Origin of the sequence: Nocardia flavorosea (genome assembly GCF_015477805.1) — a bacterium.
Taxonomy (GTDB): domain Bacteria; phylum Actinomycetota; class Actinomycetes; order Mycobacteriales; family Mycobacteriaceae; genus Nocardia; species Nocardia flavorosea_A.
The window spans coordinates 559574-575869 of sequence record NZ_JADLQL010000004.1; the positions used below are offsets into that span (position 1 = coordinate 559574).

Consider the following 16296-nt stretch of genomic DNA (forward strand, 5'->3'; position numbering starts at 1 on the left):
AGCATCAGGTCACCCGACCTTCCCGACAACTCGCGTTCGGCAACCTGATAAACAACTCTTTACCTGCGATAACAGTGCCCAACCGGGAAGTTGCTCAACTTTGGGCTCACCCCCGGTAAGCCCCGGTCCCGGGGCCACGTTTGCCGCGCGCGATCCGGGCAATACCGCGGGCGATGAGACCGGTCCGGTAACGAGCGGGCAGGAGGGCTGGGCGATGGCGGACGACGTAGAAAAGCAGGCGAATATCAACGATGCGGAGAAGCGCTGGTCCAGCGGAACGGGTTTCCGGCGGGCTGTGCGCTACACGTTGACGGTCCTCGGTATCGCCGCGCTGGTCTGCGCGGCTACCGCCATCTGGTCGGCCACGACGCAGTGCCGGGACGCGGATTCGCTGCTCTGCGATACGCCGGCGCAGCTGGCGGTCCTGTTCGGTCCGGGTGCGGTGCTGTTCCTGGGCGGTATCGGGGCGTTCGTGGAGACGATCCGGGTGTGGCGGCGCGGCGGCACCTGGCCGATCTGGCAGGGCGCGGGCTGGTTCCTGCTGCTGATCACGCTTTTCTATCTCGGTATCGGCGCCACCACCGTTCCCGCCGGCTGACCCGGGCGCGCCGGGTCGGCGGCGCGCACCGTCTGTTGCCGGAGAAGTCCCGGTAGGCCTGCTGATCGTGCCGTACCTGTGGCAGACTTTCGAGGAATGCTCGGATTACGGCCACGCGACTCGATGGGGTCGGCAGGGACCGTGCGCGGAAGGTGATGCGGGAATTGAGATCGCGATGGATCTGATCGCCATCGAGGGCCGGGTGGCCACCGACCGGATCGCGGCCCGGGACCGCACACCGGAAACCGAATTACAGCTGGCCACCAGTCTGTCCGAACTCGCCGCCGCGTATCTGGCCACCAGCACCGATGGTTCGGTGCGCAACCGGGTGGCCGGGGCGCTGGAACCCGCGCAGGAAGCGGTGCGGATCCGGTTGCGCTGGTTCACCGCGGGCCGGGTCACCGCGGAGTTCGCCAACGAGGTGCAGGACACGCTGCGGCTGCTGGAGCAGGCGGCCCGCGCGATCGGGCACCGGGAACTGGCCACCTCGACCATCCGTGACGCCTGTAATGCCTATACCCAGGTGGCACACGATCATCCGAATGCGGCGGGTGCTTGCGCGGACAGCCTGTCGAAATGCGGTGTCTGGCTGTGCCGGCTGGATCCGGGCGCGGCGGTCGTGGCGACCGACGAGGCGGTGCGGATCCGGGCCGGTTTGTTCGCGGCCGATCCGGATCAGTCCCGGAAATACCTCGCCACCTTGAACACGCTGCTGCGCACGCTGATGGTGGGCCGGCAGCGGAAACAGGCGGTGGCGATGTACCGCGAACGCTATACCGCGCTCACCACTGCGGCGATGGCCGCGCAACTGCGCGCGCTGAAAATCGAGGAGATCGGTTTCACCGGTAAAACTCAGTCCGCGCTGCGCAAACTCGAATGCCGCACGCTGGAGCGCGCCGGTTATCTGACCCAGCAGCAGATCCTCTACCAGAGCGCCGGTGATCTGGCGACGATCGAGGAGATCAACTGGAATCTGGCACTGGTCGGGTTGAAGCCGCTGGTGGCGGGCGCGATGCCGGATCAACCGGCGAAACCGGTGGAGATCGGGTCGTCGTTCGGCGCGCTCGCTGTGCTGTGCTCGGCGCCCGACGCGGTGCAGCAGGTGCGGGCGGCGATCATCGCGGCCTATACCGAGGCGGGCGCGGAGCCGGTGGATATCAATACCGCGCACGGCGTCGACAAGGCGCATTGGGGCACCCGGGACCCGCAGATGAACGCGAACCCCGAACTCGGTGACGATATCGTGCTGATCGAGCGGAGATCGGGAAGCTGGGTCGCGGTGCAGAGCCTGAAATGGGAACTCACACCGGTGGCGAAGAATCCGCTGGCCCGCCGGCTCTCGCGGCAGTGGCCGGTGGTGAGCGTGACCAGCACCGAAAGCCTGGCCTACGAGCTGTGCTGGTACGAACAGGGCGCGGCCACCCAGTATGCCGCGCTCGGGCGGCCGGCGGAGCCGGTGGCGCTGGATACGCCGTTGGCGCCGTTGGATTTCGGTAAGCTCGCCGACTACGGCGCCGATTACGCCTCGGAGACGCAGATCCGTTCGGCCTTCGGGAACGCGACCATGTTCGCGAAACTCACCGAGCTGCCCGCCAGCGGTATCCGCCAGGCCGCCGAGGCCCGGCCGCTGGCCGGCTACGGCGATCAGGTGCTGTGTTTCCGTGGTCCGGGCGTGAAGCGGGCAAGCGGCCTGTAGCCGGGGTCACCGCAATACCCCAGCGGGCCGCTCGGTGAGACTCGTCTCGGTCTCGGCAGCATGCTTCGATATGGTTTGGACCGAAGCTGATGCATTGCCGGACAACGGTAATGCCGGGAACATTAGGGTGATATGCGCCGATCACCATGGTGTCGTCTGCGCATGCCCTGGAACGGGTTGATCTATCGTGGCTGTACGGCGGCATCTGTCCGACTCGTGGAATCGGGCACTCCGCTCCGGTAGAGATGTCACGCGCGGCCGGGTCGGTATCCGTATGCGCCTGTTGTCGATCCTGCTCGTCACCAATATCACTCTGCTGATCATCGGTGTGAGCGCCGCCGGGTATCTGGTGAAGGACAGCCTGGCGGCCCGGGTGTGGGCCAACCTCATCAGTAGCACCACCACGCCGGTGATCTCGATGGTCGAGACCTTCGAAGAAGAGCGCCGGTTGTCGATGCTGTACCTGGAGGGCGATCCGGTCGCGGCCGATGCCCTCGTGGCGGCGCGCGAACGTTCCGATACCGCGCTCGCCGCGACGATCGCCAAGGGCGAGGCGGCCCAGCGGCTCGATCCCGGCGGATCGGCCGCCGAACTGGAGACGTTCCGCCCGCTCTACAACAGTGTTCCGGGGTTCCGCGCCACCATCGACGCCCGCGCGGTTCCCAGTGCGGAAGCGTTCGGATTCTTCAATACCGTGATCGACACCATTTTCCGGGCGTCGCTGATCGCCGCCCGGGTCGCGCCCGATGCCGGCCTGGGTATCGCCCTCGGCTACGGCGTCGAACCGCTGCGCGCCGCCGAGGCACTGTCGCGCGCCGACACCCTCGGGATCGTGAGCCTCGCCCGCGGCACCGCGACGCCGGCGCAATTCCTCGAATTCCACCGCCACGTCGGCGAATTCCGCGCGCAGGCGGCATATTCCGCCTCCGTGCTGAAGGGCGCGCGGCTGGACCAGTTGCACGCCCTCACCTCCTCCCCGGACTGGCAGCAGGTCACCGCCATGCAGGACGCGATGGTGTTGCGCGGCCCCTTCCCATCCGAAAGCGATTACGAAACCGGCGAAACGGCGCAATCCGGGCCGGCCACCCTGCCGATGACCGGGCCGGCCTGGCAGGAAGCGTCCACCCGGCTCAGCTCGGCGCTGTTGAAACTGTGGGAGGACCAGAGCCGCGACGCGCACGCCATCGCCCGGGAGGAAGGCACGGATACCGCGAGCCTGTCGCTGATCGGCGGGATCGTGGTGCTGATCGTCACGCTGGTGGCATTCCTGGGCACACTGTTCGTGGCCAACCGGTTCATCGCCCGCATGCGCCGGCTGCGCAGCGACACCCTCGAACTGGCCGATCACCGGCTACCCGATCTCATGCGACGCCTCGACAGCGGCGCGGAGATCGATACCGCCGCCGAGGTGGCGCGCCTGGACTTCGGCACCGACGAACTCGGCGAGGTGGCCGACGCGTTCAACCGGGCCCAGGTCGCCGCGGTATCGGCGGCCGTGGCCGAATCCCGGACCCGGGCGGGTTTCCGCACGGTCTTCCTCAATATCGCCCACCGCAACCAGGTCGCCGTGCACAAACAGCTGGCCCTGCTCGACCGCGCGGAACGCCGCGAGGAGAACGCCGAACAGCTCGAGCTGCTCTTCGAACTGGACCATCTGGCCACCCGCGCCCGGCGCCACGCCGAGAACCTCATCGTGCTGGGCGGCGAGAACCCCGGCCGGGTGTGGCATAAACCGATCCCGCTGTGGGATCTGATCCGCGGCGCGGCGGCGGAAACCGTCGACTACACCCGCATCCACACCGGAAGCGCCCCGGACGTGCTGATCACCGGCCAGGCCACGGCCGATCTGATCCATCTGCTGGCGGAGCTGATGGACAACGCCACCGCGTTCTCCCCGCCGAAGTCCCGGGTGGAGGTCGTGGCGGCCGTGGTGGGCCGCGGGGTCGCGATCGAGGTCGCGGATCAGGGGCTGGGGATGTCGGCCGACGAGATCGTGGCCGCCAATCAACTGCTCGCGCAGCCACCGGATTTCGGGGTTGCGACGCTGTCCGGCGATACCCGGCTGGGCCTTTTCGTCGTGGCTACGCTGGCGGCCCGCCACGGTGCGTCGGTGCGGCTGTCGGATTCGGTGTACGGCGGAGTCAAGGCCGTCGTGCTGATCCCCACCGAACTCGTAGTAGAACACAACACGCCCGCCGCCGGCGACCCCGCGGATGCCACGGCCGACGCCACGGGCGGCACCGCGGACGCCGGCCCGAGCGACGGCAACTCCACAACCGCCCAAGGCAACAACAACGGCCCCACACGTCCCGGGCCGGACGGCGGCAACTCCACAACCCTTCGAGTGAACAACAACGCCTCCACGGACACCCCGGTCCAAAACCGCAGCTCCGCAAACCCCCGAACGAACAACAGCGACTCCGCACCCCGCCGAGCGAACAACGGCAACCCCGGAGAACCCCGTACGAGCGGCAGTGGCTCCAGGGACGCCGGGACGAACGCCGGTGGCTCGCCGGACGCCCGAGCGAACGGCGGCGCAGCGAACGGGGCCGGATCGAACGGCAGCGCCGGACCCGCCGGGGCGCCGGTCTCGACGCAGCCCAGCGGATCCGCGCGGCCGGCTGCCGAGCAGGCAGCACAGCAGTCCGCTACGGACGCCCGGCCCCCGCTGCCCCGCAGGCACCGGCAAACCGCCGAACCGGTCCCCTCCGCCGAACCCGCCACCGGGGCACCACGTCCCCGCAGCGCCGAGGACGCACGCGATCTCATGGCCGCTATCGAAGGCGGTACACGGTCGGGACGCAGCACGCCGCCGGAGGCGGCCGAATCCGAGAGAACACGACAGGAAGGTGATGATGACCGTTCCCGCGCGCATTGACCGGAGCCGGCCGCTGGAGGATCTGGTGAGCGGGCTGCCGGGTACCGAGCCGAACGGCAAGCCGAAGCCATGAGCGGCCCGCACAACGTTTCCGGGGACGAGGAGGACGCCGGCCCGGTCGTACGTCTGTATGCGTTGACCCGCGGCCGGGGTGGTAGCGAACGCGCGGAGCTCACGCTGGATTCCATGGTGGCCGACGCCGGCTCCGGCCTGGCGCTGCGGCGACCGGAACCGGAGTACGCGGAAATAGTCCGGTTGTGCCAGGTTCCGCAGTCGGTGGCCGAGATATCGGCCCAACTCGGTGTTCCGCTCACGCTCACCAAGGTCTTGATCGGGGATTTGATCGATGACGGCCGGCTGAATGTGCGGGCACCGGTGCAGACGCCCGATGACGCCGCCGGACTCGATCTGCTCCGGACGATCGCGAACAGTTTGCGCGGGGGCTGATCCCGGGCGGGCCGGCGCAACCGTCATATCGGCTTCCGCGACACCGAGTACACCGGGTTCGCTAGAGTCTGAGACAGACAAAGCGCATTGCGAGGAAAAAAGTAGTAGAAATTATCGCAATGTCGGGATAGCTGGGATGGGCCGGCCGGCGGCCGGTCGGCCCATCACCCTGAATGAGTGGGTCTACGTTGGGATTTCGCCTACCTCTCGCCGGAACGTTCCTGCGGAAAATGCGTTCCGGAGCGAATCGCACTCGAGGGCGGGTCGGCATCCGTACCCGTTTGCTCGCGATCGTGCTCGTCACCAGTATCGCGTTGCTGACCATCGGTATCGGCGCCGCCGCCTACCTGGTGCGATCCGGGCGGGACGCGACGAAGTGGGCCGAACTGGCCAGTAGCACCACCAGCCCGGCGATTCTGATGGTGCGGGCCTTCGCGGAGGAGCGGCGGCTTTCGCTGTTGCTGCTGGCCGGCGATACGAGTGTGGCCCCGACGCTGGTCGCGGCCCGTGGTCAGTCCGATATCGCGCTCGCGGAGATCTTCGCCAAGGGTGATGCGGCACAGCAGCTCAACCCCGACGGCGCCGAAGCCGAAATCGCCGGTTACCAGCAGCTCTTCGCCCAGGTCCCCGCCACCCGGGCCGCTGTCGACGCGGGCACGATCCCCCGGCCCGAGGCGTTCGGTTTCTACAGCGCGGTGATCGAAACGATTATCGGGGCCTCCATGCTGGCTGCCCGGGTCGCCCCGGACGCCGGGGTGGCGATATCGCTCGGCTACGGCGTCGAACCCCTGCGGGCGGCCGACGCGCTCTCCAAAGCCGATACTTTGGGTGCGGCCGCGCTCACGCTGAACGAACTGAACGATGCCCAGCTGGTCGAATTCAATCGCTATGTCGGCGAATTCCGCGGCGAAATAACGTATTCCGGCGCGGTCCTCAAAGACGTACGGCTCGCGCAGCTCCGGGCGATCACCGATTCCGAGCCCTATCGGCAGGTGATCGCCATGCAGGACGCGATCATGGCCGGCGGCCCCCGGTCGGCCACCGAATCCGCGGACAGCGACAGCACCGCCGACGAATCGGATTCCACCGGCGAACCGGCCCCGCTGCCCATGGATATCGCCGCCTGGCAGCAGGCGTCCGGCCAGATCGTCGCGGACCTGTTGAAGCTCTGGGAGGACCAGAGCAACGACGCACACGTCACCGCCCGGGCACAGGGCGACGATACGGCGGCGAAATCGCTGCTGGGCGGTGTCGCGGTGCTGCTGCTCACCGGGTTGGCTTTCCTCGGCGCGCTGCTGATGGCCAACCGCTTCATCGCCCGGATGCGTCATCTGCGCAACGACACCCTGGATCTGGCCGACAACCGCCTGCCGGACCTGATGCGCCGTCTCGACGACGGCGCGGAGGTGGACACCACCGCCGAGGTCGCGCAACTGGACTTCGGTACCGACGAACTCGGTGAGGTCGCCGACGCGTTCAACCGGGCCCAGCTGGCCGCCGTATCGGCCGCGGTGGCCGAGGCCAAGACACGGGCGGGTTTCAACGCGGTATTCCTGAACATGGCGCATCGCAACCAGCTCGCCGTCCATCGCCAGCTGGCGCTGCTGGATCAGGCCGAACGCCGCGAGGAGAACGCCGACCAGCTCGAACTGCTCTTCCAGCTCGACCATCTCGCCACCCGCGCCCGCCGCCACGCGGAAAACCTCATCGTGCTGGGTGGCGAACAACCGGGCCGGCGCTGGCGTAAACCGGTCTCCCTGTGGGACGTGATCCGGGCCGCCGCCGCGGAAAGCCTGGATTACACACGCGTCCACACCGGGCGGGTGCCGGAGATGCGGGTCGTCGGCAAGACCGCGGCCGATCTCATCCACCTGCTCGCCGAACTGATGGACAACGCGACGGCGTTCTCACCGCCGGATTCCCGGGTCGAGGTATCGGCCACCCTGGTGGGGCGCGGAGTGGCGATCGAGGTGGCCGATCAGGGTCTCGGGATGGCCGAAGACGAGATCACCGAACGGAACCGGTCGCTCGCCGAACCGCCGGACTTCGGTGTCGCGGCACTGACCGGGGACACCCGCCTGGGCCTGTTCGTGGTCGCCACTCTCGCTGCCCGGCAGGGGATCTCGGTGCGTCTGACCGAATCGGCGTACGGCGGAATCAAGGCGATCGTCCTGATCCCGACCGCGCTCACCGAACCGGGCGGGCCGCCTCCGCTGGAAGCCGCCCCGGTGATCGAGCCCGCGATGGCCGGTGCGACGTCCGCGGGGTCCGTCACCTTCCACACCTCGCCCTCGACCACCTTCGCCACTGCTCCGGTGCACGAGGCACCCTACGATTCCCGCACGCTGGGTTCGGACGCCTACCCCGTCACTTCCGAGATCAGGTATCAGGACCCGCACGCGGAGCCGGCGGCCCATCCCGGCTGGTCCGGCCGGCCGCCGCTGCCGCGCCGTAACCGCAAGGCCGTCGAACAAACGGCCCGCGAGGAGGATCCGGAGCCGGATGTGGTGCGCCCCCGGACCGCGGAGCAGGCCCGCAACCGGATGTCGGCGATCTCGCGCGGGAGCCGTTCGGGCCGCCGCGCACCGTACTCCGATCCCAATGCTCCAGAACGCTCTAGACGAGAAGGCGAACGATGACCAACCCCAATCGCACCGATCTCAGCTGGCTACTCGAGGAATTGGTCCGCGGTCTACCGGATGCCGATTCCGCGGTGCTGCTGTCCACCGACGGCCTGCTGATGGGACATTCCTCCGGATTGGACCGCGACGACGCCGAACGGTTCGCCGCGATGGCGTCGGCCTTCCACAGTCTGGCGCGCAGCGCGGGAAGCCATTTCCGGGCCGGCGGGGTCTGTCAGACGGTGGTGGAACTGGACCGGGCGGTGCTGTTCGTCACCGCGGCCGGGGGTAACGCGTGCCTGTCGCTGCTGGCCGCCGATTCCGCCGATCTGGGCATGGTGGCCTACGAGATGAACCGCACCGTCCAGCAGGTCGGCGCTCATCTGGGTGTCGATTCCCGCACCCATCAGGGTGACCGCGGCCGGCCGGGGCCGCATGACCGGCCGCCGATGCACGCCCACGACCGGCCCGGCGCCCATGCCCCCGTCCGTGGCTATCCGAACGGCATACGCTAGCCGTGTACGGGCCGGAGGACCCCTGGGACGAGGACGACGACGGTCCCATCGTGCGCCTCTTCGCGGTGACCCGCGGGCGGGGACGTACGACGGGACGCCGGGAGCTCACCCTGGACACCAGGGTGGTGGACCGGGGTGCCGGGCTGGCGCCGCAACGCACCGAACCCGAGTACGTCGATATCATCCGGCTGTGCCGGACCGCGCAATCGGTGGCGGAGATTTCGGCGCAGTTGCGCCTGCCGCTGGCGCTGGCGAAGGTTCTCGTCGGCGATCTGATCGACGACGGCCGGCTGGAGGTCCGGCCCCCGTTCGAAACCACGATCGATCCGGCCCGGGATATCGATCTGCTGCACAGCATCGCGCGCAGCCTGCGGGAGGTCTGACCATCGGGCCGGACCTCCCGCGGCGCCGGTCAGGACAACCGGGCGGCGAGGCGGGTGGCGTTCATATGCGCGATCGCCTCGATCGTCACCATCGGGTTCACCCCCGAAGACGTCGGGAAGCAGGACGCGTCGGCGACGACGATGTTCTTCACATCCCAGGTCGCGCCGTCCGGGTCGGTGGCGGAGTTCTCCGCCGAGCCGCCCATCCGGGCCGATCCCATGATGTGCAGGGCGCCCATCGTGCAGCGTCCCGGACCGTATCCGGCGGCCTCGGCGGCGGCCGAGAACTCGCCGAGCGAGCCGCGCACGCCCGGTTCGAAGGAGACGCCCGCTTGATGCCCGGAGAAGATCCGGGTGGCGCCCGCCGCCTCGAGGATGCGGGCGGCGCCTTCGATTCCGGTGTGCAGGTGCGCGGCATCGTAGTCGGAGATCCGGTAGTCCACGGTGGGTTCACCGTTCTTGTCGACCTTCACCGCACCGGAGTCGCGGTCGCGGGTGATGATGCCGACGGCGTTGGTGCGCGCGAAATCCTGCATGACGCGGCGATGGTCCTCGGAACCCTGCCAGCTCATGAATCCGGTGGACGAACCGGGCGCCAGCGGGCCCGTCTCGTAGATCACGCCGTAACCGTTGCCGTCGAGGTCGGCGTGCTCGCGGCAGATCCGGGTCTGCAGGCCGCCTTCCCAGGGTCGCACTTCTTCGTCGAACAGCCCGAAAACCGCCGCCGCCGGATGCAACCGCAGGTAGCGGCCGATGTTCTTGTTACCCAGGCCCGACCGGCGCAGCAGCGCAGGGGTCTGGATCGCGCCTGCCGCCACCACCACGGCTCGGGCGCGGACCTCGAACTCGACCCCCGCCGAGGTGCGCACGGTAACCGCTTCGGCGATGTTGTCGCGTACCGCGATCCGCCGCACGTTCGCGTCCACGATCAACCGCGCGCCGCGGGCGGCGGCGTCGGCCAGCCAGGTTTTGGTCACCGACTGTTTGGCGCCCAACCGGCAGCCACTGCCGCACCGGCCGCATTCGACGCCGGCATCGCAGGCATCGGTGACATTGCGCGGCAGGGGGTCGACGGGCCAGCCGAGTGCCCGCGCGCCGCGTTCCAGAATATTGTCCCGGACCAGCGGGGTGGAGCGCCGCTCGTTCACGCCGAGCCGGCGCAGCACCGTATCCAGCGATTCGGTGAACTCGGCGTCGGCGAACTGCCTGGCGCCGACCGCGGCCCATTCCTCGCGGACACGGTCGGGCGTGGGCAGCGACGTACTCCAGTTCACGACCGTGCCGCCGCCGAGGCAGGAACCGGCGACCAGTGCCAGCTGACCCTCGCTGGAGGCGAGCGGGCCCGGCGAGTAGAGCAGCTGCTGACCGGCGAGTTCACCGGCCCCGAAATCCTTGTCGTCGTAGTACTCCCCGCGTTCGAGGACGATGACATCGAGACCCGCTTCGGCGAGCACACCGGCGGCCGTCCCCCCGCCGGCGCCGGAGCCGACGATGACGACATCGCAGGTCAGGCTCGTCGGTGCGGTGATGCGCTGCGGGGCGAGCGCGGGCTGCGGCGCATTCGCGAGCGGGCCGGGAATCGCGTCGTAGCCCAGGTGTTTCCACAGGGGATTGACGCCGGTCGGCCCCGGAGTGACGTTGTAGGCCAGCAGCGATGCCTGCTTGAGGGCTTGGAACACCGCGCGCACGGCACCGAGCCGGGATGCGCCGAGCCGCAGCAGCGCCTTCTCCCGGTCCTGCTGCGACAGTTTCGAATAGCGCCGCGGACCCCATCCGGCGAGCAGCCCGGTCAGCGGGCCGTCCCACAGGTCGAGCAGCGTCGCCAGTTGTTTGGTCTCGGCTTCGCGCGGGTTGCGCGCCAGAAGTGCCAACACGGTATCCACAGCGCCCAGTTCGGATGCCGAGGGCAGGGTCAGCCCGTCCCCTGGCAGGAACGTATCGCAGATCATCTCCAGCGCGGCGCGCTGCTTATCGGTCGGTTGCATGGTTTTCCCTTCGCTACAGCCGATTTCTACCACGGTGTGCGAATATCCGCTCACTTATAGAGCAATACCCTGCTATATAACCCGGCTATGACCTAGAACAATTGTTCACTTCGGTGAGCCTCGCCACCGCACGTTTCCGGAAGCGGCCATGCGCACGGTGCGCGATGATCGAGCCACGGAAAGCCGGCGAGGAGGCATGGTGCGGACGGTGGTCTTGACAGCGACGGGACTTTTCTTCACGGGGATGGGTCTCTACGCCCTCGCCGCGCCCGCGCGGCTCGTACGGCCCTTCGGTATCACCGCGGGCACCCCGTCCGCGCGTTCCGAGGTGCGCGCGGTGTACGGCGGATTCGGTCTCGCGGTCGCCGCCGTGCTGGTCTGGTCCGCGACGACAACCGGTGAACTGGGTCGGGGCGTCGTTCTCGCGGTCGCGGTCGCGCTGGCCGGTATGGCGGCCGGCCGGGCGATCTCGCGGGTGCTGGACGCTCCGGCCGCGTTCTATCCGGTCTGGTTCTACTTCTGGGTCGAAACGCTTGCCGCCGCGGCGTTGTTCGCGGTGAACTGACCAGCGTGTGCCGGTGACGGCGTCAGAACAGGGTCATCGGTTCGGTCTCGGCCGGGTCGGGCAACGGTACGAGATCCGGGACGTGGGTGCGGACCTCGTCGTGGAAACGGCGCGCCAGATCGCGCGCGGACGCATTGTCCGGAGTGTGCAGGAAGACCGTCGGCGAACGACCCTCGCGCAACCATGCGACCGTCTGTTCCACCCAGGGCCGCCAGCCCGCCACCGTGGATTCGGCGCGGTCGCGGCCGTGATACCGCACGATCGGGGTATCGGTGAGGGCCCGCATCCGCCGCGGCAACCGCGGTTTCTTCGACTGCGCCTCGTACTCCGCCGGACTCGCCGGCCGTGCCGCGAACAGGACGGTAGTATCGAACGGAACCCATTCCGCGCCGACCCTTCCCAGTACTCGTTCGAGCTGGTTCTCCGCGTCGCCGTCGGCGAAGAACGCCGGATGCCGCACCTCCACCGCGACCCGCAGCCCGGCCGGAACCTTCCGGACGAACCCGGCCAGCGACCCGAGCTCGTTCGGCCCGAACGTCCCCGGCAACTGCACCCACAGTGCGTGCAGACGGGGTCCGAGCGGTTCCATGGTGTGCAGGAAATCGGCCAGTTCGGCGTCCACGCCCGAGAGGCGGCGTTCGTGGGTGACAGTTCTGGGCAGTTTGATCACGAACCGGAAATCCGGGCCGGTCTGCTGCGCCCAGGTCTGCACGGTGCGCCGCGCCGGTACCGCGTAGAAGGTGGTGTTGCCCTCCACCGCATCGCACCAGCTCGCATAGCTGCGCAGTTTGTCACCCGACGCGGGCCAGGCGGTATGCGTCCACATGGCGCAACCCACGGACAAACGCATGCTCACGCCGTCAGCGTTTCAATCCATGCGTCCGCGCGACGACCTTCTCGATCGCCGCCGCCGGCAGCAGCCGCCGCAGCAGGAACACGATCGGCGCCCGGCTGCCCTTGGCGTACAACGGTTTCGGCTTCCGCGCGGAAATCGCCCGGAGAATGGTGTGGGCGACTTCGTCGGGGCCGGTACCGGCTCGCTCGTTGCGGTCCAAGTGGGTGATCATCGTCCGGAAATCCGCCGCGTACACCGAATCCGCGGCGATGTATTTCGTACGCCGTTCGCCGATCCCGGTCGCGATCGAGCCGGGTTCGACGGTACTGATCCACACCCCGAACGGCGCCGTCTCCAGCCGTGCCGCATCCGCGAAACCTTTGATCGCCGCCTTCGTCGCCACATACGAGGACCGGTAGGCCAGCGGGAAACTCGCGAGCATCGATCCGACCATGACGATCCGCCCGTACCCGCGCTCCCGCATTCCCGGCAGTACCAGCTGGGTCAGCTGAACCGCCCCGAAAACGTTCAACTGGAATATCCGGGTGACGGCGTCGTGCGGCAGTTCCTCGATCGGGCCCGACTGGCTCTCGCCCGCATTGTTCACCAGCACATCCACCGGTCCGAGCTCGTGCCCGAACCGTTCGATACCGGCCGGATCGGTGAGATCGAGCGCGCGATATTCCACCCCCGAAATCCGCGCCGACGCCGCGAGCGAATCCGGGTTGCGGCTGGTACCGATCACGCGATAGCCGTGTTCCACCAGCAGCGCCGCAGTCGCGCGCCCGATCCCCGACGATGCCCCCGTCACCAGCGCGGTCTTCGTCATACGGCCCCTATCCTCGACACTCCGGGCGCCCGGCGCGGCTCCACCGGAACCGCCAATCTAACCGATCGGGGTAGGAGGCCCGGGAATCACCAGGTGGTGTAGATGCCTCCGAGTGTGTTCAGCATGTTGAGGAAGATGATGTACTTCAGGAAGCCAGGCATAGCGAACTCTCTCGATCGTCGAACTCGGCCGTCGGAGGGCGACCATCTACCGAATACCCTCCGACGAGGCGTCACACTCCTAAACGTGTGCGCTCGTGATGATTTCGGCTACTGATGCGAATTCGTTACAACGCGGTTCGCGGGCAGCGGCGCTATCTCGGCAACGACGGCCGCAAATCCGGTGGCCGCTGCCCCGGCTGTCGCACAGCCGGGGGCGGCACAACCGGTTCGACCAGCCCGAACACCGGCCCCTGCGCGGCGCGGACACCGGTCCGGCCCACGGCGGGGGCAGTTACGGCAGGATCGCGGGTATGCAGAGTGAGATCTTCGCCGGCGAGCATATGGCCCAGCCCGCGACCGCACCCGGGTTGACCGCGCAGAGCGCGAAAGCATTGAAATACGCCGTGAACGGGGAATGCCTCGCGCGGCAGGGTTCGATGGTCGCGTTCCGCGGCAACTTGCAATTCGAGAAGAAAGGACAGGGGGTCGGCAAGTTCCTGCAGCGCGCGCTCACGGGCGAGGGAGTGCCGTTGATGTCGGTGCGAGGTCAGGGCGAAGCGTGGTTCGCGCATTTCGACCGGAACTGTTTCCTGGTCGACCTGGTGCCCGGCGATGCGCTCACCATCAACGGCCGCAACATCCTGGTGTTCGATTCGAGCCTGCAATACGACATCCGCATGGTGCAGGGCGTCGGGATGGCCGGCGGCGGGCTTTTCAACTGCGTGTTCACCGGGCAGGGCCGGCTCGGGCTGGTATGCGCGGGGACGCCGATCATCATCCCGGTGCATCCCCAGGCGCCGGTTTTCGTGGACACCGATGCGGTGGTCGGCTGGAGCGCGCACCTGCAGACCTCGCTGAATCGATCGCAGAGTTTCGGCTCGATGGTCCGCGGCGGTTCCGGTGAGGCGTTCCAGCTGCGTCTCGACGGTGACGGGTTCGTCATCGTGCAGCCGAGCGAGGCATGATCGGGGTCGGTGCAGCGCCTCGGAAAAAATTTCCGGAAATTTTCGGTGCGGATGTCGAGAACGTCGTGACGGCTCCGTCCCAGGTGTGATCGACCAACCAGGGTCGGACATCCGAAGGGAGAATCCCATGGCCAAGTACCTGCTCCTCAAGCATTACCGCGGCGCTCCGGCGGCGGTCAACGATGTGCCGATGGACCGGTGGACACCCGCCGAGATCGAAGCGCATATGCAGTACATGCAGGATTTCGCGGATCGGCTGGAGCGCACCGGCGAGTTCGTCGACGGTCAGGCTCTCGCCCCGGAAGGCGCCTGGGTCCGCTACGACGGCGCGGGGAAACCGCCCGTCACCGACGGCCCGTTCGCGGAAACCAAGGATCTGATCGCGGGCTGGATGATCATCGACGTCGACTCCTACGAACGCGCCGTCGAACTGGCGGGTGAGCTGTCGGCGGCGCCCGGCGCGGGCGGGAAGCCGATCCACGAATGGCTCGAGGTGCGCCCCTTCCTGACCGCCCCGCCGACCGTCACCGAGTGATGACCGACGCGCTGGACGCGGGCCGGCTGCGGGACCTGATCCCCGGCGTCCTGGCGGCCCTCGTCCACCGCGGGGCGGATTTCGCGACCGCCGAGGACGCCGTGCAAGAGGCGCTGCTGCGCGCCGTCGATACGTGGCCACGGCAGCAACCCGACGATCCCAAGGGCTGGCTGATCACCACGGCGTGGCGGTGTTTCGTGGATCTGGCCCGCTCCGAAACCGCGCGGCGCAACCGGGAATTGCGAGTCGGCGAGGAACCGGTCCCGGGGCCCGCCGTACCGGTGGACGAAACGCTGCGGCTGTACTTCCTGTGCGCGCATCCGCGCCTGTCCCCCACCTCGGCGGTGGCGCTGACGCTGCGGGCCGTCGGCGGTCTCACCACCCGCCAGATCGCGCGGGCCTACCTCGTCCCCGAAACCACCATGGCGCAGCGGATCAGCCGGGCCAAACGCACCGTGAGCGAGGTCCGGCTGGACACTCCCGGCGATCTGCGCACTGTACTGCGGGTGCTGTATCTGGTGTTCAACGAGGGATACAGCGGTGATATCGACCTGGCCGCGGAGGCGATCCGGCTGGCCCGGCAGCTCGCCGCGACTACCGGCGACCCGGAGGTTGCGGGCCTGCTCGCCCTTTTTCTGCTGCATCACGCCCGCCGCCCGGCGCGCACCCGAGCGGACGGCAGCCTGGTGCCGCTGGCCGAACAGGACCGCGAGTTGTGGCGCCGCGACCTGATCGCCGAGGGGGTGTCCATCCTGCAGGCAGCCCTGGCCCGCGACCGGCTCGGCGAGTACCAGGCGCAGGCGGCGATCGCGGCCTTGCACGCCGATGCGCAAACAGCGGAGGAGACCGACTGGGTGCAGATCGTCGAGTGGTACGACGAGCTGGTCGAGCTCACCGGTAGCCCGATCGCCCGGCTCAACCGCGCGGTCGCCGTCGGCGAGGCGGACGGCCCGCAGGCAGGTCTCGCCGCACTCGCCGAACTCGACCCGGAACTCCCCCGCTACACCGCGTCCGCCGCCTACCTCCACGAACGGGCGGGCGACACCGCCGCCGCGGCCCAGCTCTACGTTGAGGCCGCCGCACAAGCGCAGAACCTCGCCGAACGCAACCACCTCACGCTCCGCGCCGCCACCCTGCGGCAGCGGCTTCCGCGCGACGCACGTTGATCTTCTCCACACACTGCTCACCGAGCCGGCCACCTGCTCTGTTCCACAGACAACTGACGACGCGGCACGTCCGGTTCGACGTCAGCAGCGCCACCTCCCGTTCTCCAGGCATTCAGG

14 protein-coding genes are annotated in these 16296 nt (G+C 68.4%); 11 read left to right on the forward strand and 3 right to left on the reverse strand.

Annotation, left to right across the window (positions count from 1 at the left end; all coding sequences use genetic code 11):
* Positions 1-214: 214 nt before the first annotated feature.
* The 7 genes from IU448_RS21015 (at position 215) to IU448_RS21045 (ending at position 9138) form a co-directional block, all read left to right on the forward strand.
* Positions 215-598 (forward strand): hypothetical protein, encoded by a 384-nt coding sequence (locus tag IU448_RS21015; protein ID WP_195057347.1) that lies wholly within the window; start codon positions 215-217, stop codon positions 596-598.
* A gap of 175 nt (positions 599-773) precedes the next feature.
* Positions 774-2294, forward strand: a complete 1521-nt coding sequence (locus IU448_RS21020) for a hypothetical protein (RefSeq protein WP_195057348.1) — start codon at positions 774-776, stop codon at positions 2292-2294.
* Between the two features lie 274 nt (positions 2295-2568).
* Positions 2569-5172 (forward strand): nitrate- and nitrite sensing domain-containing protein, encoded by a 2604-nt coding sequence (locus tag IU448_RS21025; protein ID WP_228813679.1) that lies wholly within the window; start codon positions 2569-2571, stop codon positions 5170-5172.
* A 69-nt stretch (positions 5173-5241) separates the two neighbouring features.
* A complete protein-coding gene (locus IU448_RS21030) occupies positions 5242-5619 on the forward strand; it encodes a DUF742 domain-containing protein (protein ID WP_195057349.1) in 378 nt (125 codons plus the stop codon).
* A 293-nt stretch (positions 5620-5912) separates the two neighbouring features.
* The gene (locus IU448_RS21035; protein WP_280458576.1) at positions 5913-8258 is read left to right on the forward strand and encodes a nitrate- and nitrite sensing domain-containing protein; all 2346 of its coding nucleotides are present in this window, start codon (positions 5913-5915) and stop codon (positions 8256-8258) included.
* Entirely contained in the window at positions 8255-8755 is a 501-nt protein-coding gene (locus IU448_RS21040) for a roadblock/LC7 domain-containing protein (RefSeq protein ID WP_195057351.1), read from the forward strand. The genes IU448_RS21035 and IU448_RS21040 overlap by 4 nt, the downstream gene beginning before the upstream one ends.
* Before the next feature lie 2 nt (positions 8756-8757).
* The gene (locus IU448_RS21045) at positions 8758-9138 is read left to right on the forward strand and encodes a DUF742 domain-containing protein (protein WP_195057352.1); all 381 of its coding nucleotides are present in this window, start codon (positions 8758-8760) and stop codon (positions 9136-9138) included.
* Positions 9139-9167: 29 nt separating this feature from the next.
* On the opposite strand, the gene IU448_RS21050 is transcribed toward IU448_RS21045, so the two are convergent.
* On the reverse strand, positions 9168-11123 hold the full coding sequence (locus tag IU448_RS21050; protein WP_195057353.1) for a GMC family oxidoreductase: 1956 nt from the start codon (positions 11121-11123) through the stop codon (positions 9168-9170).
* 196 nt (positions 11124-11319) lie between these two features.
* Between IU448_RS21050 and IU448_RS21055 the strand changes: the two genes are divergently transcribed.
* A complete protein-coding gene (locus IU448_RS21055) occupies positions 11320-11688 on the forward strand; it encodes a DUF4345 family protein (RefSeq protein ID WP_195057354.1) in 369 nt (122 codons plus the stop codon).
* A gap of 22 nt (positions 11689-11710) precedes the next feature.
* Here IU448_RS21055 and IU448_RS21060 read toward each other — a convergent pair whose 3' ends face one another.
* Positions 11711-12538, reverse strand: a complete 828-nt coding sequence (locus tag IU448_RS21060) for a DUF72 domain-containing protein (RefSeq protein ID WP_195057493.1) — start codon at positions 12536-12538, stop codon at positions 11711-11713.
* 10 nt (positions 12539-12548) lie between these two features.
* Positions 12549-13352 carry an SDR family oxidoreductase gene (locus tag IU448_RS21065; RefSeq protein ID WP_195057355.1) on the reverse strand — a complete coding sequence of 268 codons (804 nt, stop codon included), beginning with the start codon at positions 13350-13352 and terminating at the stop codon, positions 12549-12551.
* A 472-nt stretch (positions 13353-13824) separates the two neighbouring features.
* Between IU448_RS21065 and IU448_RS21070 the strand changes: the two genes are divergently transcribed.
* From IU448_RS21070 to IU448_RS21080, 3 genes are all read left to right on the forward strand, one after another.
* On the forward strand, positions 13825-14478 hold the full coding sequence (locus tag IU448_RS21070) for an AIM24 family protein (protein WP_195057356.1): 654 nt from the start codon (positions 13825-13827) through the stop codon (positions 14476-14478).
* A 127-nt stretch (positions 14479-14605) separates the two neighbouring features.
* Positions 14606-15013: a YciI family protein gene (locus IU448_RS21075; RefSeq protein ID WP_195057357.1), complete on the forward strand. Its 408-nt coding sequence runs from the start codon at positions 14606-14608 to the stop codon at positions 15011-15013.
* On the forward strand, positions 15013-16179 hold the full coding sequence (locus tag IU448_RS21080; protein WP_195057494.1) for an RNA polymerase sigma factor: 1167 nt from the start codon (positions 15013-15015) through the stop codon (positions 16177-16179). The genes IU448_RS21075 and IU448_RS21080 overlap by 1 nt, the downstream gene beginning before the upstream one ends.
* Positions 16180-16296 lie beyond the last annotated feature (117 nt).